Source organism: Bacteroides sp. FSHCM14E1 (genome assembly GCF_019633785.1).
Classification (GTDB): Bacteria; Bacteroidota; Bacteroidia; order Bacteroidales; family Bacteroidaceae; genus Bacteroides; species Bacteroides hominis.
Window position 1 is genome coordinate 160164 of the sequence record NZ_JADKYL010000006.1, and the last position, 25457, is coordinate 185620.

The 25457-nt window shown below is 46.3% G+C and carries 25 protein-coding genes; 7 read left to right on the plus strand and 18 right to left on the minus strand.

Annotation, left to right across the window (positions count from 1 at the left end; genetic code table 11):
* Positions 1-7 precede the first annotated feature (7 nt).
* From ISX59_RS11495 to ISX59_RS11550, 12 genes are read right to left on the minus strand one after another with little or no spacing between them, the layout of a single operon-like run.
* Positions 8-2257 carry a zincin-like metallopeptidase domain-containing protein gene (locus ISX59_RS11495; protein ID WP_004308690.1) on the minus strand — a complete coding sequence of 750 codons (2250 nt, stop codon included), beginning with the start codon at positions 2255-2257 and terminating at the stop codon, positions 8-10.
* 19 nt (positions 2258-2276) lie between these two features.
* Positions 2277-4061: a hypothetical protein gene (locus ISX59_RS11500; RefSeq protein ID WP_004323424.1), complete on the minus strand. Its 1785-nt coding sequence runs from the start codon at positions 4059-4061 to the stop codon at positions 2277-2279.
* A 14-nt stretch (positions 4062-4075) separates the two neighbouring features.
* A complete protein-coding gene (locus ISX59_RS11505; RefSeq protein ID WP_009017568.1) occupies positions 4076-4357 on the minus strand; it encodes a hypothetical protein in 282 nt (93 codons plus the stop codon).
* Between the two features lie 23 nt (positions 4358-4380).
* Positions 4381-5211, minus strand: a complete 831-nt coding sequence (locus tag ISX59_RS11510; protein ID WP_004313633.1) for a M23 family metallopeptidase — start codon at positions 5209-5211, stop codon at positions 4381-4383.
* A gap of 26 nt (positions 5212-5237) precedes the next feature.
* Positions 5238-5882, minus strand: coding sequence for a hypothetical protein (locus ISX59_RS11515; protein ID WP_004308686.1), 645 nt, complete (start codon positions 5880-5882; stop codon positions 5238-5240).
* A gap of 12 nt (positions 5883-5894) precedes the next feature.
* A complete protein-coding gene (locus ISX59_RS11520; protein WP_004308685.1) occupies positions 5895-6581 on the minus strand; it encodes a hypothetical protein in 687 nt (228 codons plus the stop codon).
* Positions 6582-6593: 12 nt separating this feature from the next.
* The gene (locus tag ISX59_RS11525; RefSeq protein ID WP_004308684.1) at positions 6594-7289 is read right to left on the minus strand and encodes a hypothetical protein; all 696 of its coding nucleotides are present in this window, start codon (positions 7287-7289) and stop codon (positions 6594-6596) included.
* Positions 7270-7755 (minus strand): PH domain-containing protein, encoded by a 486-nt coding sequence (locus ISX59_RS11530; protein WP_004313632.1) that lies wholly within the window; start codon positions 7753-7755, stop codon positions 7270-7272. The genes ISX59_RS11525 and ISX59_RS11530 overlap by 20 nt, the downstream gene beginning before the upstream one ends.
* 12 nt (positions 7756-7767) lie before the next feature.
* On the minus strand, positions 7768-9459 hold the full coding sequence (locus ISX59_RS11535; protein WP_004323422.1) for a toprim domain-containing protein: 1692 nt from the start codon (positions 9457-9459) through the stop codon (positions 7768-7770).
* Positions 9460-9463: 4 nt separating this feature from the next.
* Positions 9464-11032 carry a hypothetical protein gene (locus ISX59_RS11540; RefSeq protein WP_008659504.1) on the minus strand — a complete coding sequence of 523 codons (1569 nt, stop codon included), beginning with the start codon at positions 11030-11032 and terminating at the stop codon, positions 9464-9466.
* 25 nt (positions 11033-11057) lie between these two features.
* Complete coding sequence (locus tag ISX59_RS11545; protein ID WP_004323421.1) at positions 11058-11282, minus strand: hypothetical protein; 225 nt, start codon at positions 11280-11282, stop codon at positions 11058-11060.
* Positions 11283-11302: 20 nt separating this feature from the next.
* A complete protein-coding gene (locus tag ISX59_RS11550) occupies positions 11303-12061 on the minus strand; it encodes a DUF4099 domain-containing protein (protein ID WP_004323420.1) in 759 nt (252 codons plus the stop codon).
* Positions 12062-12282: 221 nt separating this feature from the next.
* Here ISX59_RS11550 and ISX59_RS11555 point away from each other — a divergent pair, with 221 nt between their 5' ends.
* Positions 12283-12942 carry a M23 family metallopeptidase gene (locus ISX59_RS11555; RefSeq protein ID WP_004323419.1) on the plus strand — a complete coding sequence of 220 codons (660 nt, stop codon included), beginning with the start codon at positions 12283-12285 and terminating at the stop codon, positions 12940-12942.
* Positions 12943-12974: 32 nt separating this feature from the next.
* On the opposite strand, the gene ISX59_RS11560 is transcribed toward ISX59_RS11555, so the two are convergent.
* Positions 12975-13811: a phosphoribosyltransferase family protein gene (locus ISX59_RS11560; RefSeq protein WP_004308677.1), complete on the minus strand. Its 837-nt coding sequence runs from the start codon at positions 13809-13811 to the stop codon at positions 12975-12977.
* A gap of 305 nt (positions 13812-14116) precedes the next feature.
* Between ISX59_RS11560 and ISX59_RS11565 the strand changes: the two genes are divergently transcribed.
* The 3 genes from ISX59_RS11565 (at position 14117) to ISX59_RS11575 (ending at position 15879) form a co-directional block, all read left to right on the plus strand.
* The gene (locus tag ISX59_RS11565; protein WP_011203042.1) at positions 14117-14347 is read left to right on the plus strand and encodes a hypothetical protein; all 231 of its coding nucleotides are present in this window, start codon (positions 14117-14119) and stop codon (positions 14345-14347) included.
* A 460-nt stretch (positions 14348-14807) separates the two neighbouring features.
* Positions 14808-15374 carry a ribonucleotide-diphosphate reductase subunit alpha gene (locus ISX59_RS11570; RefSeq protein WP_004323418.1) on the plus strand — a complete coding sequence of 189 codons (567 nt, stop codon included), beginning with the start codon at positions 14808-14810 and terminating at the stop codon, positions 15372-15374.
* Position 15375: 1 nt separating this feature from the next.
* Positions 15376-15879, plus strand: coding sequence for an SLOG family protein (locus ISX59_RS11575; RefSeq protein WP_004323417.1), 504 nt, complete (start codon positions 15376-15378; stop codon positions 15877-15879).
* Positions 15880-16220: 341 nt separating this feature from the next.
* Here the strand turns inward: ISX59_RS11575 and ISX59_RS11580 are convergent, their stop codons facing one another.
* Both ISX59_RS11580 and ISX59_RS11585 read right to left on the minus strand, forming a co-directional pair.
* Complete coding sequence (locus tag ISX59_RS11580) at positions 16221-16706, minus strand: dihydrofolate reductase family protein (RefSeq protein WP_004308674.1); 486 nt, start codon at positions 16704-16706, stop codon at positions 16221-16223.
* A 179-nt stretch (positions 16707-16885) separates the two neighbouring features.
* Positions 16886-17086: a hypothetical protein gene (locus tag ISX59_RS11585; protein ID WP_007898922.1), complete on the minus strand. Its 201-nt coding sequence runs from the start codon at positions 17084-17086 to the stop codon at positions 16886-16888.
* A 475-nt stretch (positions 17087-17561) separates the two neighbouring features.
* Between ISX59_RS11585 and ISX59_RS11590 the strand changes: the two genes are divergently transcribed.
* Positions 17562-17783, plus strand: coding sequence for a hypothetical protein (locus tag ISX59_RS11590; protein WP_007898927.1), 222 nt, complete (start codon positions 17562-17564; stop codon positions 17781-17783).
* A gap of 12 nt (positions 17784-17795) precedes the next feature.
* On the plus strand, positions 17796-18368 hold the full coding sequence (locus tag ISX59_RS11595) for a hypothetical protein (protein ID WP_007218123.1): 573 nt from the start codon (positions 17796-17798) through the stop codon (positions 18366-18368).
* Positions 18369-18507: 139 nt separating this feature from the next.
* Here the strand turns inward: ISX59_RS11595 and ISX59_RS21435 are convergent, their stop codons facing one another.
* From ISX59_RS21435 to ISX59_RS11605, 3 genes are read right to left on the minus strand one after another with little or no spacing between them, the layout of a single operon-like run.
* Positions 18508-18861: a hypothetical protein gene (locus ISX59_RS21435; RefSeq protein WP_004323416.1), complete on the minus strand. Its 354-nt coding sequence runs from the start codon at positions 18859-18861 to the stop codon at positions 18508-18510.
* Positions 18862-18880: 19 nt separating this feature from the next.
* Positions 18881-19366 (minus strand): hypothetical protein, encoded by a 486-nt coding sequence (locus ISX59_RS11600; protein ID WP_007898928.1) that lies wholly within the window; start codon positions 19364-19366, stop codon positions 18881-18883.
* 5 nt (positions 19367-19371) lie between these two features.
* Entirely contained in the window at positions 19372-19929 is a 558-nt protein-coding gene (locus ISX59_RS11605) for a Panacea domain-containing protein (protein ID WP_004308669.1), read from the minus strand.
* 538 nt (positions 19930-20467) lie between these two features.
* Here ISX59_RS11605 and ISX59_RS11610 point away from each other — a divergent pair.
* The gene (locus ISX59_RS11610) at positions 20468-25447 is read left to right on the plus strand and encodes an N-6 DNA methylase (protein ID WP_011203037.1); all 4980 of its coding nucleotides are present in this window, start codon (positions 20468-20470) and stop codon (positions 25445-25447) included.
* The last annotated feature ends 10 nt before the right edge of the window (positions 25448-25457 follow it).

The following is a 25457-nucleotide window of genomic DNA, read 5'->3' on the forward strand; positions in this document are numbered from 1 at the left end:
TTACTCCTTATCTATGAAAACCTCTGTGTGTTTCTTGTTCCTCCATGTCACTTATAGCAACCCGTGCCCCGGCACGGACGAGCTTAGACAGATAGTTGTCGAGCTGCTCCGTTGAAAATTCCGTTGAAGCCGTAATGTCCCCTTCCGGATACTCTTTTAGGGTTATGCCCAATATCTTTGCACCCTGTACCGCATCTTCGTTATAGAGCCGATAACCATCTTTCGTGCGAAGCAGTTGCAAGGCATCGGGATGATTCGCTTTAAGTTTGTCCCACAACTGCCGTTCCGGTGAAATACCCTTGTTGTCTGATTCCGTCCGTTCCTGCGCTACCGTTTCTATCGGCCACAACTCTGCTTCTTTCTGTTGTTTCTCTCCGGTGTGTGCCTCCTGCGATTGTCCTTTTTGTAGTACGTCTGCGAATAAGGTAGCTGCCAAATGACGTTTGTAGCTGTCACGCTCTTCCGCTATCCACATCCGCTGCCACTGTTGCGGAGTGACACTTCGGGCAGGCTGTTTCTGCCCATCAATAGTTGCGACGCATTGTATGCCGTCTTGTTTGGTTTTGAAAACCGAAACACGCTGGATACGGTTCAAGTCTATTTCCGGCATTTCGCTGCTGAACAAATCCACCTTCAGGTCAGGTTTGACCTCGGCCAGCGCATAATACTTGTGCGCCAGTTCCATCCGAACCTTACCGATGTTATCCATTGCTTGCTTGAGTGTTGAAAAGAAGCGGTTTATATCTTCTTTATCAGGATAGATGCTATATCCGCTCTTATTTTCGGGTTTGATATAAAGTGCCCATCGTTTCTTATCATCTTGAATCATCTCTACGTGGTCAAATCCGATCTCATTCGCCTGTTTGACCGCTGACGCCACGTCCAGTGTGGAGAGCTTCTCCATTGCCCAATTCTTCAGCCGGGCCAGCATAATTATCTTCTCGGCAAAATAACTGTCATCGGGTCGATAACCTAATGCACCATCCGTATTGTAGAAGCGTACCTGCTCGATTCCATCTTTCTGCAACGCTCGCATGATACGTCCCTTGTTCATTCCCGGTATCTCGTTATCTGCCTCTGTAGAAGCCCCTGCTGGAAGAATTACATCTGCGGTTTTTGCCTGTGGGTCAATAACAAGCACAATTTTTTTCGTTTCTTTATCCGGATGCTGCCGAATCTCGTTCGACACAAAATAATGTTTGGGCATTTGCTCCTGCATGGTTGAAGTGTCTCGCCGGTTGCGCATGGTGGCGTATTCGATTTTCTCGCCCCGTTCCGCTTTATTGATTACTTCGATGGCATTGTTTACGTCACTTTCGAGAGCGTCCATCAAGTTCGGGTTCTCTTTTAGCTCCCGGCACCAGTATTCCACTGTCTTCAGACTTTCTTCAGACAACCGTGCTGGCAACCCCAGTTCCAACATTTTAATCCCTGAAGCCAGTTCCACTACCAACCGTTCCTGTCTGACAGCATCCTCCGAAGGAGCCACACCGTTCTTCATCACCATACCTTCACGCGCTAATCGTTGTTGGTGTCCGGTAGCACTCACGATTTGCCGCAAGGCTTCCTGTATATAGTCGTGATAATGTCTGAACTCTCTTTGTCGCGGCATATAGACCGCATCCTTATCTGTTTCGTAGTGGGGTACACCGCTTCCATCCAAACGAACAGGCACAAGGTTGTCTCGCATCCTCAGTAGGAAGTCGTTGAATTGAATATGCAACCGTCGGTTGTCAGCTTCCGTATATCCTCTTTCCACTGCACTTCCATACCGCCGCAACGTCGTTTCGTATCGCTCCTTATCCACGTAGGGTAGTGTCGTCTGGTCAATGTTGAACAAAGTGCGAATTTCACGGTTATGTACACCTTTATATAATTTTTGTTCCTCTTCATACAGTTTCATGTAGTCATCACGACTGATAACCTGTTCTGGATTATTGCGGTGAACGTACTTGTTCCAATTATAAAACAAAAATGGAACGCCTTGCTCATTCTCACGCACCGAGGCTCCTTGTGCCTTGGCATCGCTGAATAGCGTGAACTGGTTGGTTTTGCATCCATTTTTATCAGAATGCAGCGTCATGAATAGTGCATTGAATGCGCTGACAGAAACACCCTTTGGATAGAAGCGCGGGTATCCCTTTCCTGATGCGTTGAGCCAGTGTCCACCGGCATTCGAGGCTTCACTCAAAGCCGTAGAAAGCAAGGTGATTTGTTTTTCCTCGGCTTTCTTTTCGATTTGCGATTTTTCTTTCATCGTTTATTTGATTATAGGATTATTGAATACCCCGTGGGCGCACGATGGTTTCCAGTTTTCCGTCCTCATAATTCCGTGCGGCAGCCTGGCGAAGCTGGTCGTTCTTGGCAAGGACAGCATTTGCCAGCGTGTTCAAAGGCAATGCCCCGGTACGGTAGGCTTCTGCTACAATCGGTGACAACTGGATGGTACACGGTACTCGGTCTATCGTGGCAATCAACGTACTATCTTGCAATACAGGGTTTACTATACGTGGGTTCAGAGTTTCATTTGTATAGCGTCGGTACTGCACATTGTTCTCATTTGTTACGTTCAGTTTTCCCTCTGTTCGTTCTTTCAAGGCTTCGTGTCCTGCCTTATTCAACAAGTTCATACCTCCCAGGCCTATCAGGAGCATTTTCAGCAACGGGTTACGCACAAACATACCCGCCACAATGCTCGCTATCGGTAACATATTGTCTTCCAAATGCAATGATTCTGTCTTGCCTGTGAATATTCCCAGTAGAACATCAGGGAGCATGGCCATTACATAACCGAGATTGCCTGTGATATTACCTATGCCATCCAGTCCCAGCATACCAAGCAGTCCGCCCCAACCGTTTCCCTGTGCTACTTGCGCACTTTGTATCGTTTGTACATGTTGTTCCGCATCATTGGCAGGAACAACAGTTTCATGCTTCTCTTCTTTCATAATTTCATCCTGTTCTGTCCTGACCATTTTCGCTTTGTCACATTGTTCCAAAGACTGCAAGTAGGCTTCTTCCTGTCCGGGAGCAACAACAATCGGCACATCCTTGTACCGTTCCTCATATTTCTGTTCTTCCTTGCTCTGTACATTCGGCCACAATAAACCGCTATTCTGGTTTTGTGTCCATTCCATGAAGCCAAAGTCCATGACAGGGATTTTCTTTTTCAGTTGCTTGTTGTCTGTACCAATCGCCGTGTTCTCTTTGATTTGTATTTGGGCTGCCTCTTTGCGAAAATCGTCGAATACGTTTCTGTCTCTGCCGAACACTCCTTTACTGATGCACTGTTCTACTGAAAGGGTATCAGGCTTCTTGCCTTCAAAATGATTGGTGATGGCTGCAATAGCCACATCTGCACCGGTAAACTTTGCCAGTGTCGTCCATGAACCAGTACCACCCATCATCAGGGTATCTGCGGCTGTGCCCAACATCCATCCCGTACCTTTTTCCCATCTGTTCGGGCGGTAAGCTGCTTCGCCTCGTGCCTCTATTTCATCGGTCAGCGGTGAACGGCTTAACGTCTGCGATAATCCCAGCAGACTCGATTCGGCAGCCTTTCGGATGATGTAGTCAGCGGAAGACTTGGGCATACGTTCTTTCACCAACCGGTCAATCATCAGTTCCTCTATTCGGTGGTCCATATAGGCATAGGCGAGGTCACAACCGAGCTGTTCTGACAACTCATTGTAACGTGCCCTTCCGATTTCCTGCACGACGGTATCCCGCCACTGCCCGGCCATATACGCAAGGTCTTGCTGCATTTCCTCGGAACCGGTAATCTCCGTCTTGCACATCTCGATATAGTCCTCTGTTGTTTTGGAGTTCCATTCGCCTGTGACCTTGAGTGCTTGATAGGGGTCGCTCATTGGTTGTGCCGAAGATGCCATCATACTGAGAATACCACCTAAAGAGGTGGAATATTCTTTCATTTCCTCTCCCTGATTCCGTATGAGGTCAGTCCGCGTTTTTGACATGATGGGTGCGATATGGCAGTTGAAATAGTCGTTCACGAGGCGTTCCATTTCTGCAAACCGTCCGCTATGCTTGATTCCGTCCATAGTGTATTATATGTTTATCCTATTCTATTCATTAATAATTGCTCTTTTGTCTGCTCGATGGCGTTGTGGTAAATTTCCATCTGTTTGGGATAAAACTCTTCCAGCCATACATCCTTCTCGATGTTGTCGTGAATGAAGCGTATCGCTTGTTCTCGCTCAATCTCCACCGATGCTTCGCCCTCTTCCCGGTTATTGAACCATGCTTTCGTCCACCAGCGCACACCGGCCCGGTCAGGATATACCGTGACTGCTCTCGGTATGTCAAAGCTCTGGATGTCTATGTCTAATTCTGCCAGTGGGTCAATGATACCACTATGGGTCAGGGCTTCGTCGTAGAGTTTTTTTTTACATCATCGCCCATCGTCGATAAGTACACGCCATGCCGTAGGGCAAGGTAATGCAGGAAGTCCGCAATGAGTAGGTTCTGCACCTTACAAGCAAGCGGCATTGCTTTATGTCCCAGTCCGAGTGGGTTGGATATACTTGGCATATTTTCATAGAAATATTCTTTGACTGCTCCCATTGTAAAGACATGGCGGAGTGACTGCTCCGTATGTGGAGGAAGTCGGTATGCACCACGCTGTAAGTCTTCCATGTAGTAGGGCAGGAAACGTAGCATCAATTCCTCTATTTCCTGTCTGTCCTGCTCGTAATCGGTGGTCAGTGCCATCTCCATGTTGGGAGATGTTGCCGCTTCGCCTCCATCAGCATGACACAATGCTTGGATATTCCCATACAGCATGGTTAGAAATTCCAGCGGATTCAGTTCCTCACCCTTGAAGCGTATCCCGATATGCAGCTTGTCACCGCTTAAAGCTACAGTCTGTCCGGCCTTGACACGCTGTCCGAACTGGGCGAAGACATTTGACAAATGCCCATAGGTCACTTCATACTCCCCATAGCGTATAGTTTGGCAGATGCCGAGTATAGGGTCATTGCCTATACCTGACACGATACCGCTGGCGACAGCCGCCAGTGTGTAACACCGTACATCGAAGTCGATGCCATGATGAAAATATGTTTTGCCCGTTGTCGGATCGGTTTGTTCGCCATAGCCGAGCGATAGTTTCACATCCTTGCCCTTCCGTTCTTCAAAAGGCATACAGTATCCACTTTCGGATTGCAGGATCATTTCTTCTGTATATTTCATTATGTGATTATATTTGATTCTTATTCTTATCTTTTCATCCCCCCGCTATTCGTCTGTTCTTCAACGGGAAGAGCGGGTGTCTGTATTCGTTGTATGCTTCTCGTATCAGGTGTGCGGAAAATACCGGCATTGTTACCGATAAGCATCATGCCGAGAAATGCACCGGCAATCTTGCCCAGCCAGCCAAAGCGTCCGAATATAAGAAATGCTGCTGCGACCAGTCCCGCTATACTCAATCCCGACACGTTACCCTGTCCGAGATTACGGAAAAAGTTACCGAACATATCGGAAACTCCGCCATTGGAGACTTGCCGTAGAAAATTCGATACTCCACCCAGTTTTGAGTCTATGCCGGCTACCGTACCGCTGACGGAACCGACTGCTTCTCCGGCTTTGCTTGTCAGTTCTCGCACACCGTCCGCTGCATCTGCAAGGGTATCCGTAGCCGATTTCCCTATGACCGCATCGCTTACGATATGTACCACGCTCTTATCTGTGGTTAGTTTCTCCCAACCCACATAACCGACTGCACCGCCGATGGCTGCGGTCTTGACGGCTTGTCCTGTGCCCCGTAAGGTTTGTGAAGGATGCAGTGCAGCATGTCCCATACTTCTTCCGGTAGCTTTTGCTGCTTTGCCGCCATATTTTAATATTGAATCCCAAATTCCCATATCATTACATTTTTAAGGTCTTACATTCTTTCCAATCTGTCGCCAACGTCGCTTGGCTGCGTCCACGATACTACGTTTATCAGCTTCGGGACGTGCACCCTCGTCGATTTCCCGCCAAATGTCGCCCATTGTCGTGTACTTTACCGCTTTGGTCAGTCGTTGCAGCTTTGTGTTCATAGTTTTGAGCTTTGGACGGATGCCAAAGACAATTTCCATACGCTCTTTTTCCGTCATCTTGTTCTCCGAAAGGCACGCTGTGCGTATATCGTTCACTATTTCCACGCTGTTCATCATCAGTTCCCTATAAATCTTGTTGCGCTGTGTGGATAGGGCTACGGCAAGCGTATTGGCTGGACTTCGCTTCAATTGTTTGGTGAAGTCGCCCATATTGTCTGTCAGCCTCGATACCTCATAATAGAACCCATAAGTTTGCGCCGCATAGCAGACTATTGACCGGAAAGAGTTTAGATAGTTATTAAACTCTCGTTGCAGGTCTGTTGTCGCCTGCACTTCTTCTTTTGTCCAAATATGTCCGGTGGTCTGCATCAGCATGACCTTTTCCTGATTCTTCAGCTCCTTCTCTGCCTTTTCGGTATATACTGCAATCATTCCGGCCAGTACAGGGTCATTCTGCGCTTGTACCTCACCGATACCGGTAAGACACAGCAGTAATATACTTATCCAAATTGTCCATTTCATAACTGATATATTTTATCGGACGAGAGCTGCCGCCCTGTGCCAATGGGACAGAGCCATACGAGCTGCCTCACCGTTGTCACGGTCAAGCATTCCTGCCGTTACGTTGTTCCACACATCATTGAAAGTATAGTACCGTATGCTCAAATAGAGCAGATGTAACTTCCGGCTAAAATCCGATAGTTGGTCGTTCAACGCCCATAGCGTCTTGCTGCGTTCTGCCCCCGTAAGCATGTTTTCGTTGCTACCTTTGGCCACAGCGTCATTCAGCAATGTAAAAACAGAGACAAGTTCCGTTGCTGTTTCTATATAGAGGTTGTTCATGTTCATACTGGCCACAATGCCCTGCGGATTGTTTTGGATGGCCTTGCCTAATTTCCCCAGCGTGAGGAAAATCCGCACACCGTCATTGTAGAGATGCGTACAGGCTTTCAGTGATGAAGCGTAACCGCTTGCTGTCTTGAGGTAACTGTTGTACTGCTTCTCCCACTTGTGGATTTGGTTGAACTCGGTAGCGATGCTGTTTTGGAGCAAGGCTGTTTGTGTCTGTCCCTTTATTTGTTTTTCAATCTGCCCGTTTATCAGTTCGTTACCTTCGGCCAATGCAGTCCATTCCAACGGATTGGAAGCCGCAATTTGGGCTTCTGCCACCTGTGGAAGCAGGCATACCAGCGAGGCAACCAGCCCCAGACTAATGATTCGTGATTTCATATATTCCCTTTTTTCGTTTGTTAGTTTCTACCCGTTCACGGATAATTGACACGAGGTCGTCCCTATGGAAGATACCGATCAGGTCAAGACGGGGCGTGTTTCTGTCCATTGAAAGGATACGTACGGTTTTCAGCCCACAAAATTGTTGCAGCAGGCTTTGGTGCTCTTGAAAATCCACGATACGATATAGCTCCATATAATCCACTTTGCGACGGATAATACCGTATTCACTGACAAGTTGTTCCGTGCCGATGCAATAACGGATTCGCCGCAGGTAGAGATAACGGTAGAGTAACAGTAACGAGAGTATCAAGGCAATTACTGTGGCAATAGCTGTCAATGGCAGCCCTTCCATGCCTCCGTACACCCATACAGTGCCGCACAGCACGAGAGTGGGCAGCTCGTTGATGACAAATTGCCCGGTATGTGGATGGATGACAATGGTTTTGTGACAAGTTCTCTGCATAGGTTTTATGGATTATCGGTGAAAACGGGAATGAAAGTCTTCTCTCATTCCGGAAAGAGAATTGGTTATATCCACTTCCAACCGGGCAAGTTCTTCCCGTATCTTGTACATTTCCTGAAAACCCTTATCTGACATTCCTTGGTCATTGGTTTCAAAGGAGAATATTACTCTGTCCGCACGTTCAAGACGCTTTCGCACAGCCTCATGGTCCGCTTCGTCGTATAATCCGTTTCGGATATGTTCCGGATTGACTTCGGGCAAATCGGACAAGGCATGATTCAGCGTGGCTTTACCGCTGATCTCCCAATCGTCAAGGTTATCCTTCTCTGGTTTTATCCGTTTGCCGAGTAGCTGGTCGTTCCAATCCTTATAACCCTCTGCGGCAGATTCATACAAGATGCATCCTGTAGCTTCCGGACCGGAAATGGAAGCATCAATCGCTTTTTCGATGGCTTCCAGATTGCTTCTCATTTTCTCTAATTCTTCCTCACTGGCAGAACCTTCGTCACGAGCCATTTCGTACTCATCCATACAAACCATTCTCATTTCCTGTAGATAGCCGTCACCAATTCCCATGTCGTCACGCTCCCCATTCTTCAAATTTTGTTTTGCATCATTTATACCCAGAATGGCTGTAATCTTTTCAAAATTGAATGGTTCAAGTTCTATTTCATACTGTGAATAGTCTTCGCTGTTGTTCTGTACAATCAGTCTGCCGGTTTGTGACAGACAGGTGGAGAAGTTCCAGCCTGCATGAGTGAGAGCAAAGTGGATAGCATAGACTTGTCCGGCACGGTCATGATCGAAGCAAAGATGATGTGAGGCATGGGGAGTTGCTTTTATCGCTCCTATGAATTGCTGCTGGCTCGGTGCCCCTCCGGTAGAGATGAATACCGCCTTTCGCAGATCCTTGTTCTGTGCCTGATGAAGTTGGTAATATGCCATCGCATCATAAGCACTTTCGAACCAATAGATATGTTTGGCGGAGGTGAGAGAAGTGCGGGCAGGGCTGGCAATCCACAGTCCCTCGCTTGAATTGCTCCCTGCGGCTTTGCCTTTGTAGCTGCCGCTCCCGTCCATACGGGCACGTCCTCGTTCTTCAAGTCCCACAATCGCTCCGTCGCCTTTGGGCAGGGTTAGTGGAAAGGACAGGTTCGTGTAGGTCGCACCGTCCTCCCGATGTTTCGTAGCCAGATAAAAATGCCGATGGAAGGCATATTGTGTATAAAGGTCGATACCTCGGCTTTTAAAATAAGGATAAAATTTTTTCTGCGTTTCCCGATTCTGCGGATTGAACTTATGAATGTCGTAATCCGCTATGTCAAATGGCTTTACATCTCGTTTAGGGTTCACTATTCGGGTTTTCCGTTCAGTGACAGGAATGTTCAGTAATCTGTTACAGACAAGATTCACCAGTCTGTCCGGAGACATACCCGCATGGTACTCCGTGAAAAAGTGCGGATGCTCCTTGATGAAGGAAATGATGTTATAAACTTTCTGTTGTTGTGCGTGGAAACAGCATTTTCCTTGTTGTGTCACAATAAATTTGTCACCACGGATACGTCTGCCGTCGCTGTCCAAACGAACATACGAGGGATAGCGCAGACCGTCACGACGGTTCAGGTGATACCCTGCGTCAATCAATACGTCCTGGATGTTTAGTCGTTGCAGAAAGTCATCGTATGTAAGGTCTCCGTCTCTCATAGGTTTACCTCCCTCTTCTCATTTCATTAATATCTTGATTCATCTGTGCCTCGAAATTACGGATGGCCACATCTCTCGGTGTATCTACGCCGGGCTTGAAGTATGGATGTGGCGGTCCGCTGAAACGTTCGCCATAGAACTCCGGAGAGTGGTGGTGATGGAAGCCATGTGCGACTTCCGATGCCACCACAGCACCGGCGGTAAGGGCAGCGAATATCTTCACGCCAAGCCCCTTGTTCGCTTCAGGACGTGTCTTCATATCCACCTCGTTGAAAATCTTCGAAAAAAGTTTCATCCGGTGGTAATCATCCACAGCAAGAAACTTGTCGTAGTCTTTCTGGCTGATTTCGTGGCTGATGACCTGTCCGTCAATAACAGCGGACATCTTGTATTTACCCTCCGTCTGTGCTGGTTGCACGGCAATGTCACTGACCTCTACTTCCCGGCCATGTTTCTCCTCACGATACCAGCCTTTGCTTTCGTTGAGTAGTTGCAGGTCACGACCGTCCACGGCTGCACCGATACTGCCCTGTATGTATTCCTGCCGCATCGGAGTTTCTTGCTGCATGAATAATTCTTGTTCCTGCCGCTGCCGTTCTTCCAGTTCATGCCGCACTTCGGGATGCAGGCCGATACTGATGCGTTGTTCGCTGTTGAGCTGTTCCATCGTTACTTTATCGGCAAAGTCCGCTCCGATAATGCCGTTCAGCAGATCCAGCCGTTTCTCCACAGGTTGTTCCTCGATGGATGCGGTAGCCAGTTTTTTCACTTCTTCTTCCGTCAGGTCATAGACCATATCGGCATTGACACTTTCCGATTGTACGGTCAGTGTCCTCCGTTCCATATCCACGATAAGACCGTGCGAAGTAAGGCACTCCGACCATTTCTCGTTGGAAAAATAGACTGGTGAAGCAATCAACTCCTTGTATGCTTGTGCCGGTTCCTTGCTGCGCGGACGGCTGACAAGCGGTGTAATGACCTCCTGCAAGTTCTTCAATACATCTTGCTGTACAATGGGTTGCTCCTGTTGACCGCCTTTGTAGTAAAAGCCGTAGCCACCCGATTGCAGTTCGCCGGGCTTCATGCGCCCGTCTGGGCGTTCGGGTACGATGGATGGCCCCGGAAAGAAAAGCTGCCCACCAACTCTGCGTAGGTGGAAACCCCACTGTTCGCGTGGTGTCCAACCAAGGAATGGAGGGGGCATACCCAGTCGCCCCATGTGTCCGTACTCACCGATACCGATGCGGTAGCCATGTAGCCCCATCGCCACGCGACCGTTGGCATTGCGGGCATGGACGAAATTTTTCGGCATATAGAAGTCTTTTCCTATGATACTCGTGAGTATGTTGTAGGCTTTCTTGTTGGCCGTATTCGTTCCCCAGTCCGTCAGAGCCAACATCTGTCGTTCTGTTATAGGATAGACCAATAACGGTGAATCATGCCCTTGCACAATCAGCCGGTAGCCGCCTCCGTCAAATGCGACATGGGCTTGAAGTCCGTTACGCATCAGTAGATTGCGCATTTCGGGTTGCAAGTCCATCTGCCGAGGATTAGTATTTGTTCGTATCGTCATAGTCTGATGTTATGATGGTTACTTGTTATGCGTTGCCGTATTTCATAGCCGCTTCCAATTGTTCGTCTTTGAAACGGACAAACCCGGCGGCAGAATCTTCGCAGACCGTGAGTCCTTTTGCCTCACAGTAATGGGCGTACTCCTCCTGCCACTCGGCAGAAAAATGGTTGATGTAATCGAGCCAGCCGTATTCGCCGCTCTGCATCTTCTCGACGAGAATCTCTTCGGGATAATATATCTGTTGTGCCATACGCTTATATTAAATAGGTCTTATTTGTGAATACCTGCCGCTCGGTTACGCTCACCGCTTTTCTTCTGTTCGTTCCACAGTTCTTCGGTGTATTCCTCCTCTGGAACGTAGTCGAGATTGCCGTCATCATCCATCACCCAGCAACCGTAGCAACCGAAGGTGTACTTATCCCATTCACGCTTGGGTTGCTCTTTCCATTTCTGCGCGTCACCTGCGCAGAAACGGATGCCCGTCTTGTTGTGAAGGTCGATGCCTACCGTGACAGGTTCGCCATCCACTGCCACCGTCAGAGGCTCACCATGCTGCATTCCGTTAACTTCTACTGTACCTAAGTACATTACCTCTGCCAGCACTTTCAGGTTACGGGCGATGATGGGTGTCGGAACATACATCACCTGTTTTGTTTCCTCGTCGATTTGCACGAAAGCTTTACTGCGTCGTCCGTCCGCCATAGCCACGTCTGCAATGATGGATTTGCCGTCAAGCAACTGTTTTTGCTGCTCCTCGTTGTAGCATTCCAGTGGTGACGACTTCAGTGTGGGATAAAAAACCACATCCACCTCGCCGCTATCCATACGGATAAAGGCAAACCGACTGCGACTCTCGATTACTTCGCCATTCTCGTTAGTGACACGCATGGGCAGTACCGGCGAGTAGCCGCCTTTCCCGATTTCTTTCAGGATACACAGGGGCAAATCTTCAATCATTTCTTGGGTAAGCCCAAAGCGGGCCAATGTCGGATAAGGCAGTTCGTTGAACTCAAATTGTTCTTTTTTCATATTCTGAACGATGTTATAAAATTATACTCAGCAAATATAGAGCGATTTCTTATCTGATGACTAAAACATTTCTTTATAAGTGATTATAAAGTGGTATTTTTAATGTTTTGAATATGATTTTTCGCAAATAATCATATTCAAAATTGATTAAATAGTTATATTTGGAGAGAAAACAGTCGGCAATGGACAGACCATAAGAAGAGCGTGCTAACTTTGCTGCCATGAGAAAGATTTTATTATTGATGATGACGGGTGTCTCATTATGTATCACGCCAGCCAAAGCACAATTCAATACCGTTGCCGTTACCCCAACACGCTACAAGATGGAGGTATTGGATATGGGGTTAGACCAAGCGGAACCGGCATCCGAAAGCGAGATTTCCGTACAGGAAGTTTCAACAGGTATCCCGGTATCCGCAGATATGGATAAGAAAAAGTGGATGGATCGTTACTTGAGTGTAAGTTACCCGTTACGTTATATCAAGGTCACTTCGCCTTATGGCTACCGTAAGGACCCGTTTACGGGAAAGAGTAAATTTCATGGCGGACTGGACTTGCGCGCACGTGGCGACAAGGTGATGGCCATGATGGAGGGTGTGGTCGTGAAGGTCGGACAGGACAAGACTTCCGGCAAGTATGTAACCTTGCGGCATGGTAGGTACACCGTCAGTTATTGTCATCTCTCTAAAATTCTTATCGTCAAAGGGGCAATAGTTCATCCTCGTGATGTGGTTGGCATTACCGGCTCCACAGGACGCAGCACCGGCGAACACCTGCATATCACCTGCAAACTCAATGGCAGGAGTATCAGCCCCTCGCTTATACTCGATTATATCCAATCCATCCGGCAGGAGTGTATATCAGCATTGGCAGGTTTGTAAAAGAGAAGTGAAAAGGGCTGAAAACGTTCCGGTTACTTTGTCATCCGTTCAATAATATGGGCAATATGGTTGCCCCAGACGTGTATTTGTACAAGGAGCATCGAAGGCATGGAGAGCGTCTTGCCATAGAAGATAGCCGCCACTACTTTGCCACCGCACCGTTCTATCTCTTCCTTGTAATCCACCACGCTTTGCCCGGTTGTCAGCACATCATCTATGATGATAATCTCTTTCCCTTTGATTTTTCCGGTAATGAGGTAGTTTCGTTCGAGGATACGCTTCTCTCCACCTTTGGCCTCATGCAGGCTTTCTCGTGCATCGCAAATATCAACGTCGTACAGTCCTGAAGTTAAATCCTGTCGGTGCTTTCCGATGTACCAGTCGAGCCGTTTGAACCGTTGACCGTATTTTATCCAGTTGCTACACGGCATGAACATTATATGGTAAGGTCTCTTTTTCAGTTGCAAGGCATTCATACACGTTTTAAAGAACTCGATTCCGTGTATATCTCCTTGTTTGAACTGGTAGATGGAATGGCAGAAAGCCCTCTGTTCATCATTGAGCAGCGCATTGTATCGTGACGGATAGTAATATCCGTAAAAGGAGATTCGGATGCCTCGTAACTTGAACGGCTTATGGGGAGAATGGCCATCAAACCGTTCGGGATGCAAGAGACAGAACATACGGCAGGCTTCCCGATGACCGGCCATTACCGCCAGACGACAGTAACGTTCACGTTCCTCGCTCTTTTCGGTCAACCGTGCGGCGGCGAATGCCGCTTCTCCTGCTTTTCGTCGCCAGTAGCCGATAATATACCACAATGCCCCAATTGTGAAAAGCAGGAGTATGAACAATAGTCTTGCATTCATCGTATTTTTATTTGAATGAAGCAGCCCGTTTCAATCTGGTTATTTACAACATTACGGTGTATTTCGACATAATCGGATATGGGGGTTATGGCTTCATTACTTATATCAAATTCGTTTTCACTCACTTGCAAAGTTAGCAAAATCGTGGCACTAATCTAAAATAGCACCGATAATTTATAAGCCATATCACTTTTATATCATAAAGTCTTACCCATACAATTTCCTCTTTTAATTGTACATGCTCAACTTTTATAGAAGATGTTCGCCCTGACCGGTACACGGCAAATGGCATACAAGTCTGCTATATGCTGTGTACCAGTCTTTGGGATAAAGCAAGGACGATGGCATATTTGCCACAAGTGTCAATCAAGCCAATCTGTTGTCCTTGCAGCGACCTCTGCTATCTGTTCTTTTGTAACCGGCAATGCCGTCTGTTTGTTTTTATAGCTTCGCCCCACACCATCAGCGGAGCGTCACAGGACTTGTCCGCAAGAGACATTCACTCACCTTATGGCAGCAGAGCTGCTATGGGGTGAGTGAAAGACTCTTTACGGAAGCCAAACATGAAAAGACCGTACACCTCGGTCACAAACTGCCAAGGTTTACGCTTCGCCAGATTTGAGACTAAGTTGTATGGTCACTTCATCGGGAAGTTTGGACCGGCAAGCCACAGACGTTCCACTGCCCACCCATTCCTTTTATAAATCTTGCACCTATTCTACATGTCTATATGACAACCGCCTGTAGTAAGAAAGCATATTCTGTTTGTCGGTTAGCTCTGCTGTAGTCATATTTTCCGCAAAGTAAGCCGCCTTTTACCAAACATCAAATCGCCACTATCGCTGGAACGAAAAATCTTCCTCTGACACGTCAGAGCGTATTTCTTGTCCCCGTTTTGTCTTATCGGTATTCTTGGGCGGCAGTTGATGGCAGAAAATATCCCTCAGCAGGCTGAACAGCCTTCAAAAAGAGGGAAAAAGAAAAATTATCAGAGTTATGGCAAAGACGATAGACATAGAACTTCAAAAACAGTTGGACAAGCCACAGGCATGGTTCTGTAAGTATTTTCCTGCACGCATACGCAATGTGAGTGAGCGTGAGATAGCAGACCGCAAGTTAGTCTTTGATTTCAAGGATGGACGGGCATACGAAGAGGTTGCTCAACGCACGGCAGCCAACATGACCGAACGTTATGGAACATCATGTACTAACATTGTATTTTCTCCCGTACCGGCATCCACCGATAAGAAGAACGAGATACGTTACAAAGCATTCTGCCAAAGAGTATGCGAACTGACGGGAGCTATCAATGGTTATGACCATGTATCAGTGAGTGGTGAGAGGCTAACCATTCACGAAAACCGTAAGGCAGAGAAAGAAGTCCGTAAGGTAAACGTCATTGAGTTTGATTCGGCCTTTTTCAACGGCAGGTCTGTGGTAGTCTTTGATGATGTGATAACCAAAGGGCTGAGTTATGCTACCTATGCCAATCAGCTTGAAAGCCTTGGTGCTAATGTACTCGGAGGTATATTCCTCGCAAGAACCCATTACAAAGTGAAATAATATGACCCAGACAAAGTATGATAAGGCAGTGTCCGTTTGCTTCAGTGGACACCGCAATATTCCATTCCTATACAGGAAGCAACTGAAGCTGCAATTAAAGGCAGCGATAACCAAGGCATACGCTGGAGGTTATCGTCATTTTTACTGTGGTTGTGCCATGGGGTTTGATATGCTGGCGGCAGAAGTTGCTCTTGCGTTGCAGTCCGAATTGTCAGGTCTGCAAGTTATTGCCGTAGTACCGTATCGCGGACAATCCGAGCGGTGGAACGATGCGATGAAAGCCCGGTATGATACTATTCTCTGTAACTCGGATGATGTTATCATCCTGAGCGAACACTACTACCATGGCTGTTTGCTTCGACGCAACGACTATATGGTTTTTCAAAGTTCGTCTCTTATTGCCTGGTATGACGGCAAACCCAAGGGTGGTACGTTTTATACTTATCGTAAGGCTACAGCGAATGGACTAAAAGTTCTAAATCTCTATGGCAGCTCAATCGTATAACAGCCATCTTGTTTTCGCATATTCCGAGCCGTAGCGGTGACTCCTTTGCCATTCATGTAAAGGCTGTTTTGTCAGCCATAGCGTGATATGGCAAAGTACGCTATTAGTTCTGATGTATTGCCCGGCTTTACCTATGTGCCGGTTTAGTTGGTGTTGCTGTATTTTTATATCTTCGGAGGCTCCATCCTCCTTATATCTTTCTCTACCTTTTTTAGTATTCGGCTTAAAAAGTAATATACTTGCCTTACTTTTCGCCTATTTAGCATGTTTAAGGCACGTCTTTTTATAAATAAGTGCAGCAATTGGTTGCTGCACTTTTGCTATAATATCTATTTGTCATATTAGACCTTCCCGTACACCGTCCTCATTTTTCCGTCCACCAGCACCTTATTTGACCGCACAATCCAAGCTCTGCCGTCATTCAATCCGCATTCCAATGCCTTTTCGCCGCCGCCGATTAGTACCGGAACGGTTGTCACTGTGATTTCGTCCGCCAGCCCGTTATCCAAGAGTAAAGCCCCGATTTCCTCACCGTAAGCCACCACCATACCGTCGCCGTCTTCCTTCATCTGTCTCAGTTCTGCCACTGCATCTCCTTGGATGAACTTCACTCGTTCATTCTCCGTCAGGTCGATGCCGCCGTTCGTCACAACCAAAGTCTCTTTCGCCGTAATCGGCCAACCCAAATGGTTCATATAAATACGCAGGTAAGTTTCTTCGTCAATCAGCACACAACTGGAGGCATCCACAGCCGCATCAAAATGCTTGTCCGAAGGAGCCGGACAACCGTCGATGGACTGATACACGTGCAAGGAAATCTGTTTCATATTCAATGTGTTTTTAAGAATTATGTCCACCTTGCACCCTAAAGAACAGCATGAACCTACGCTATTCCGGAATAGAGGTACTGCCATACCTAAAAGGCAGATAAGCAAACCCTTGCTGTATAAACATACAGTATGAATATTTTGCTATACATCTTGTCTTTTTGATAAGTGTCAGTTTTCTATTCCAAGACGTTCAGTGAACGTATAATATGTATATCAATCTCCGCCTGTTTCCAAGCCGAGTATGAATCTTCCATGTCACGACAATGACCGTACCCGAAAGTACCGTCTGCTGTCTTCATTTTGACAAAGATAACGAAAAATTGGCGGATAAGCAAACAAAAAACATTGTTTTTCTGGTTGCCTGTTCCGAACTGCATTCTGCCTTATCAAAAAGACTTACTCATTCCCTATGATTTAATACAGTCGTCATTCTGCAATTATCAAGAGATGGGCCAATCCATCCGATTCCACCTCCCTTTATAGTTCACCTTTCTCCGATATAGTACGGGCAATCCGTTCCGGTTGTCCGTTACCCTGTTTTAACACCCCTGTTTTACAGTTTTATTCATCCCTTTCTATTTGATTGTCATTTATTATCGTTTTGCTGCTGCCGTGCGACCTCTCGTGGACTTATTTTCCCGCAAAGGTAATAGGCTGCTCCAATCTTGCCAATGCCGGCGTTCCGCCGCGAGTGAGCCGCAAAAATCTTCCTCTCCGTCTGTCGAGCGTATTTTCCCGCATCAGCCTTGTCAGATTGTTTCCGCCACCTTTTGGAGGCAGAAAAATAAATCCCAAAGGTCGCAAACAGGTTGAACAAAGGGAAATAGTAACAATAAAAACAAAAATAACATTATGAAAACAGAGATTAGGCAGAATGGCAAAGTGATACTATCGAGTACAGACGATATATCCATTCCGATGATTTTCAAAAACTTATGTGGTAAGAACTTTTCTGGAAACGACTATCAAAACTATCTCAAAACAGTTTGTCAGGATATTGGTGTTACGATGGGGGCGATTGAGTATTATGCCGACAACGTTTTGATTGAGAAAGCAACTATTCCTGAATTTTAAAAACTATATACAATGAAAAGGAAAGAGAAAGCAGCAGTAGATGAATTTGTCGCCCTTGTAGGAGGCAAGACATGGGAGCCTGTACGACATAAATGTATGGGTAAATGGAGTGGTATGACCGATTACGGTTTTGTCATAGACGGACGGATAACGCTCTTTGTTTCCAATAGTATGGCATACTTTAAGAAACGGATTCGTGAGTGGATTAAGTCGATACATACTTTTGAAGCGAAGAAAGATTGCTACCTTCGCTTGCTACGTGAACAAATTGAAAAGGACAACGACAAGGCAAAGGACGAAAAGTTAAATCCTGTCAGACTGATAGACATTGGCATCTTATCCCCCGAAAGCAATAGCCCGTTTGATTTTTTTACCCCTTATGTGTTAGTCGAAATAAACGGCAGGCGGTTCAAGCATCAAACAGCGGAGTTAAGTTGCGCTATTATGGTGGATAGTTTGGCAGGATACCTTGAAGAATGCAACTGCAAGGATATATACACGGCAAGGGCAGTGCGTACACCTGACTACATTTTTTGCGGTGTGCGGTTTGACTCCCGTGATAATATGTATAAGATTGGAAAGTAGAGATTAATGATGTCTGAAGAAGTTGTCACTTACAACGATAACTCCAGTCGTTTTAAAGGACGGCATCAGCATTTGACCTACTAAATACATAAGTTCCCAATTTACGATTGGAGACTTATGTATTTTTCTGTATGGAAAACTAATCAAATAATCGCTGACTTATCATCCAGTCATTAAGCACGTCCGGATCTACACGATTTGTAAGATTCACATTTTTACTCAAACAACCGATTTTCTCACCTCTTAAATAAATAACTGGTGGGGTTAATGTATTCGGATTGTATGGACTTAACGATGAACTGGGACTTCCATATATGGAATACCGATTCTTGAAAGATATACTTGAAAAGTGACTACCGTATATATTCTCGTTGTTGGATATGGAATCAGGAGTAGATGTGTTCAACGACAATCTGCCTAAATACAAACCGTCATTTGCCAATAGAAACGATTCTTTCCTTGAAATTCTGGTATCTAAACCTATTCTATCCATTCCCTATGATTTAACGCCATTATTTAATAATGCCATAACGTCTTTTAGTTGCATTATCGAACACCTCTGTCTCTCTTAGAAACTGCATTACCCGTTCCCTGTCTTCGGAAATCAGGCAACCTTTCAGTTTACCGTTCTTTTCCGTGATTTTTAATTTTGAAAGTTCGAATATATCGGAACAATCCAGCCAACTGTCATAGTCCAGAATATCACGATAGTTCCGAACCATCAAAGGATATTGGCAGTCCAGTAGCTCTTCCGACCTCTTGGAAGAATCTATTTCCGAATTTATCAGTAAGGCACCGATAGCGACACCTTCCGGAGTAAAGCCGATAATAACAATATATTTATTACGGTCTTTATATCCGTCTTTTAGTATCAGTCCGTCCTCTTCGTCCAAGGGGACATAAATAATGTCACCAATTTTGACTGATGACATCTCTACTTGCTCAGCTTTGGCCATTATAGCTTTCAGCTTTTCCAATGCACCGGTTTTGTCGTCCATTTGATTTAAGATAAAGCGTTCTTGACAATCTGCTTTTCTCGGATATAATCTACCATGTCCTTGGTAGCTTTTCCTGCCCGGGCTATATCTATAATGGTAATGAAGTTTTTTTGAGGATCATCCTGAATGCGTGTCATCGCTTCTTCCCATGCCGAGTCATGCGACAAATCGGACAAGTCATAAGGGTCTGTATCCTTATATTTAGCGATAGCAGCGTCAAGACAACGTTTGTTGGCACCTGATATATAGTCCATATCGGGTACGGCAGAAGTATATACCTTCTTGTCACGAACCTCTATGTCTGAAAGGAACTCGTCAAAATTCCCATCCAAGGGTTTGCCTTCTGCAATTTGCAGTGCCTTGTAGGTATAGGCTGGCACCGGGCCATGCTTCAATGCTCTGAAAGAGTCTTCGACAATCACTTTGCCATATTTGACAAGATGGTCCTGTTGGGCAAAATAAAGTATTTTAAATAACTTTATATAGTCCACTCCTTGAGTGAAACTCTGCATGATGTAGAGTACCACTGCTCTTATTTTAGCAATCTGTATAGCTGTTTTCATTTCAAAAAAATCTATGCGATTACAAAGATACAACTAATTTGCTGAATAATACGCTCATGATACAAAAAAAATAGTCCGTTGCATTTTTTTACGACATTTAATATAGTCGTCATTCTGAGAGTAATAGTCTGCAATTATCAAGAGATGGGCCAATCCACCCGATTCCACCTCCCTTTATAGTTCACCTTCCTCCGATTATAGTACGGGCAATCCGTTCCGATTGTCCGTTACCCTGTTTTAACACCCCTGTTTTACAGTTTTATTCATCCCTTTCTATTTGATTGTCATTTATTATCGTTTTGCTGCTGCCGTGCGACCTCTCGTGGACTTATTTTCCCGCAAAGGTAATAGGCTGCTCCAATCTTGCCAATGCCGGCGTTCCGCTGCGAGTGAGCCGTAAAAATCTTCCTCTCCGTCTGTCGAGCGTATTTTTCCGCATCAGCCTTGTCAGATTGTTTCCGCCACCTTTTGGAGGCAGAAAATAAATCCCAAAGGTCGCAAACAGGCCGAAAAAAGGGAAAAAAAGAAAGGTTAAATTATGAGTTACAACAAATTGAAATCATTGGTAGCGAACGTGGAAGCCATAGAAACGGCAATGAAAATCCAAGTTCAAGGCAGGCAGGCCACTGCGGAAGAAAAAGAAATTTTATCCCGATATTCTGGTTTCGGGGGTATCAAAGAAGTGTTGAATATAGGTACGGACAAGCCCATAGGTGGTGATATGCAAGAACCGATACAAAGATTGCAGGAGTTAATCAATGCTTACCCTCATTTCACAGAACCCATGCGACACAATGTCATAGAGGGTATCAAAGCATCTGTACTGACAGCATTTTACACTCCTAAATTCCTTGTTGATGCAGTGGTGCGGCAGATACACGCCACGTTCAGCGAAAACGGCCTCAAAATGCGTTCATTTCTCGAACCGAGTGCAGGTATAGGCGGTTTTCTGCCCATAGCCATGTCCGGCACGTATGACTATGCCATTGAGAAAGATCTCATTTCGGGGATGATACTTTCCCTGCTCCATGAGAACACGCTAACACGGACGGCTGCATTTGAAACCATTGGAGAACAAGGTTTTGAGCATACAACTTTCGATGTCATAGCCTCCAACATCCCGTTTGGCAATTTCCGGGTATTCGATGCGGAGCTGTGGAAGAAAGGCGGTATGTACGAACAGGCCACCAAGACCATACACAACTACTTTTTTGTCAAAGCGATGGAGTTGTTGAATGAGGGTGGATTATTGGCTTTCATCACATCGAGGGGCATAGCCGACACGCCCGGTAACAAGTTCGTGCGTGAATATCTTGTAAATCATGCAGACCTGATAAGTGCAATCCGTCTGCCCGATATGCTTTTCATGCAGACAAGCGGTATAGAGGTAGGCAGTGACCTGCTGATATTCCAAAAGCACACGCACAAGACGGTACTCTCACAACGGGAACAACTGTTTTTACAAGTAGGCAGGGAAAAGGCGGACGCCATAGGCACAATGACCGAATACGCCAACAAATTGTTTACCATGCCGAAAACTACCCTTGCAACAGGTAGCCGCATTGTACAGAACCAATACGGAAAATATGTGCGCAAATACCAATGGCAGGGAAATGAAAATGCCATGTCGCAATATCTCGCCGCACTGCTGAAACTCGACTTTGGTCGATATTTCCGCAAAAGTCTTTTCACAGGGAACGGACAGGGCAGCGAACATATGCAAATGTCCCTTTTCGGGAATGTAGCGATGAAACAAGTAGAAAAAGGTAAACGAGCCTACACGGATGGGGTGGAAGCATGGATGAAAGACGGCGCAATGGTACTGTTTGAGGGCCAGGTGGGTACTATCCAATATCGAAAATCAAGTCTTTATCAAGAGGTAGCCATTGATTTTGTGCCGGTGGACGAGGGTAAGGTCAATACAGATAGGGCGAAAGATTATTTTCCTATACGCAAAGCATACTTTGAACTGTCAATCAAAGAAAGGGAAGAACAAAAAGAGGATAACGGATTGCGTAGAGAGCTGAACGCCCGATACGATGCCTTTGTTGCCAAATGGGGCTGTTTCCACGAGAACGACAACAAGGAGTTTATCATGCTTGACAGCCTCGGTGTGGAAGTCTTTACAATAGAAATGCAGCTTGGAAAAGATTTAGTCAAGTCCGACATCATGCGTGAACCTGTGGCGTTCAAGAAGATAGACCCGAACAAACGGCTGACACCGATTGAAGCGTTGGCAAGCAGCTTGAATTTCTACGGCAAGGTTGATATGGACTACCTGATGCAGTCCACGGACAGTGCCGAGGAAGAAATCATCGGCGACCTCAAAGGTGAAATATTTTACAATCCCGCTATCGGGGAGTGGGAGCATAAAGGCAAGTTCCTTTCAGGCAATGTCATAGCCAAATGCAAGGAGATAGGTTCTTACTTGTCCGAACTCACGGACAGGGAAAAAGATTGGACGGAAACTGCTGTAAGGGCTTTGGCGGATGCGACACCCGAAGCGATACCCTACGAGGAACTCGATATTAACATGGGCGAGCGTTGGATTGACACAAAGTTATACGCCGATTTTGCAACTGAACTTTTCAAGGTAGAGACAAGTGTAATGTATTTCGATGTGAACGACACCTACATGGTACGTCTGCAAAGTTACTCTCCGGTGGCTTACAACACCTATTTCGTCCGCAACTATAACGGTGAGGATTTGTTTGTTCATGCCCTGCATGATACTGTACCCGAAATTACGAAAAAGATATACCGCAATGGTGATAAGGTGCGTGTGCCGGACGAGGAAGCCATACAAGAGGCAGCCACCAAGATACAGGAGATTAGAGACCGTTTCAACTGCTGGCTTGACAGGCAGCCGATAGAGGTTCGGGACGAGCTGGTAAGGGTATATAACGAGCGTTTCAACTGCTATGTTAGGCCGCACTATGACGGTTCGGCACAAACCTTTCCGCAGCTCTCTTTCGGGCAATTTCCATACGATAGCCTCTATCCCTCACAGAAAGATGCTATCTGGATGATTAAGCAGAACGGAGGCGGTATCTGTTGGCATGAGGTAGGCACAGGCAAGACGATGATAATGTGTGTTACCGCTTACGAAATGAAACGTCTCGGACTGGTACACAAGCCGCTTATTATCGGACTGAAAGCGAATGTGCACGAAATTGCTGATACGTTCCGCAAGGCATACCCTACGGCCAAAGTTCTCTATCCGGGCAAGGAAGATTTTACCCTTGCCAACAGGCAAGAGGTCTTTTCAAAAATCAAGAACAACAACTGGGACTGCATCATACTGACCCACGACCAGTTCGCCAAGATACCGCAGTCAGAAGAGACCATGATAGATATATTCACGGAAGAGCTTGCCGATGTGGAACGTAACCTTGAATTTTTGGAGCAGTCCACCATGCGTTACCGTAGCGGAAAGATGCAGGAGGGATTAGAAAAGCGCAAACAGAACCTTGGGGCTAAATTACAAGAACTGCGTATGAAAATCAATAATCGGAAAGACGATGCTGTGGACTTCCACACAATGGGAATAGACCATATTTTTGTAGATGAGTGCCATATTTTCAAGAACTTAATGTTTCAGACACGCCATAACCGTGTGGCAGGTATCGGCAACACCAAAGGCTCTCAAAGGGCAATGAACCTCTTGTTCGCCATTCGTGACATCCAACTTCGTACAGGTCGTGACCTTGGGGCTACGTTTCTGTCGGGTACGGTGGTCGTGAACGCCCTTACCGAACTATATGTGATGTTCAAGTATTTGCGTCCGCAGGAGCTTCAACGGCAACGGATTAGCTGTTTCGATGCGTGGGCAGCCATATTCACAAAGAAAACGGCAGATTATGAGTTGAATGTGACAGGCTCGGTGAAGCGCAAAGAGCGTTTCCGTACTTACATCAAAGTACCGGAGCTGGCAATGTTCCTGCGTGAGATTACGGATTACTGTACAGCCGACATGATAAATCTTGACGTGCCTGAGAAGAACGTGCGTTTCCTCTCTTATCCCCCGACAATCGAGCAGGAGGAAATGATAGGACGCTTGATTTCTTTTGCCGGTAGCGGCCAGTGGAAGGACTTGGGACTTGACGTTCCGCAACCCGACAATCTCGATAAGGCAAAAATGCTGGTTGCGACCAATGTAGCCCGAAAAATGGCTCTTGATATGCGCTTGTTGGGTTGCAAGTTCAAGGATGATGCCGATAACAAGGCTTCTATCTGTGCGAGGACAATCTATGACTACTATATACGCTCGAATGACAATCGGGGTACACAGTTCGTGTTCAGCGATCTTGGTACATACAAACCGAACGAATGGAACATATATGCCGACATCAAAGAAAAGTTGGTACAACTCGGTATTCCTGCTGATGAAATACAGTTTATCCAATGCGCCACTACCGAGAGGGCAAGAAAAAAGCTGTTTGAAGAAATGAACAACGGCAAGGTGCGAGTTCTTTTTGGAAGTACGACCATGTTAGGCACAGGTGTGAACGCCCAGCAAAGGGCTGTGGCAGTGCATCACCTTGAAATACCTTGGCGACCTGCTGACATGGAGCAACGAAACGGCAGGGCGGTACGCAAAGGCAACACTGTAAAGCTGTGGGGTGGCAATGTGGTAGATATTGTAATTTACGGCACGGAAAAGACCCTTGACGCCTACAAGTTCAATCTGTTGAGAAACAAGCAGATGTTTATCAATCAAATTAACAACGGCACAATCGCCGTGCGTCGTATTGACGAGGGAGGCATGGATGAGGACAGCGGTATGAACTTCGCCGAGTTCGTGGCTATTCTGTCAGGCAATAACGACTTGCTGAACAAGACGAAGCTCGACAACAAGATTATGCAGCTTGAAAAGGAACAGGCTATTTTCAAGAAAGAACGCATCCGTGCCGAGCGTAAAATAGCTGCCGGTCAGGGAGAAATCGAAAAGGCAAAGCGTACTGAGGCCGATTTCAAGAGGGATTTGGAATACATCAACTCGTATAATGGGGCAAAGGCAACCCTGCTTTTGAACTTGCCGCAAGCCAGTACCGAGGAAGTTGGCCGGGAGTTGCACCGTATCGCCAAGACCTACCGCAACGGAGCGTATGGTACAGTTGGCACGTATGCAGGGCTAAACTTGTTGGTGCATAGCGAGTATAATATGGACGGTACGTTTGACCGCAATACATTCTTTGTAGAGGGTATAAGTGGATTGAAATACCGATGCGGTCTGAGCGGTGCGCTGCCGCTTGGTTTTGTTGAGTCGGCACAATATCCGCATGGAGCATTAAGCAAATTGCCCTCTCTTATCGAGAAGCAACAAAAGGCGGTAGAGCGGATAGAAAGCGAAATTCCCACATTGCAGGACATCATTTGCCGTCAGTGGAGCAAAGCCGATGAACTGTCAAGGCTCAAACAGGAATGTAAGGAACTCCAGCACAGGATTGATGAAAGCCTGAAAGAGGCCGAACAACCGCAGGCTGCCAAACACGAAGCTATTGCCGAAGCTGCTTGACATAATCATA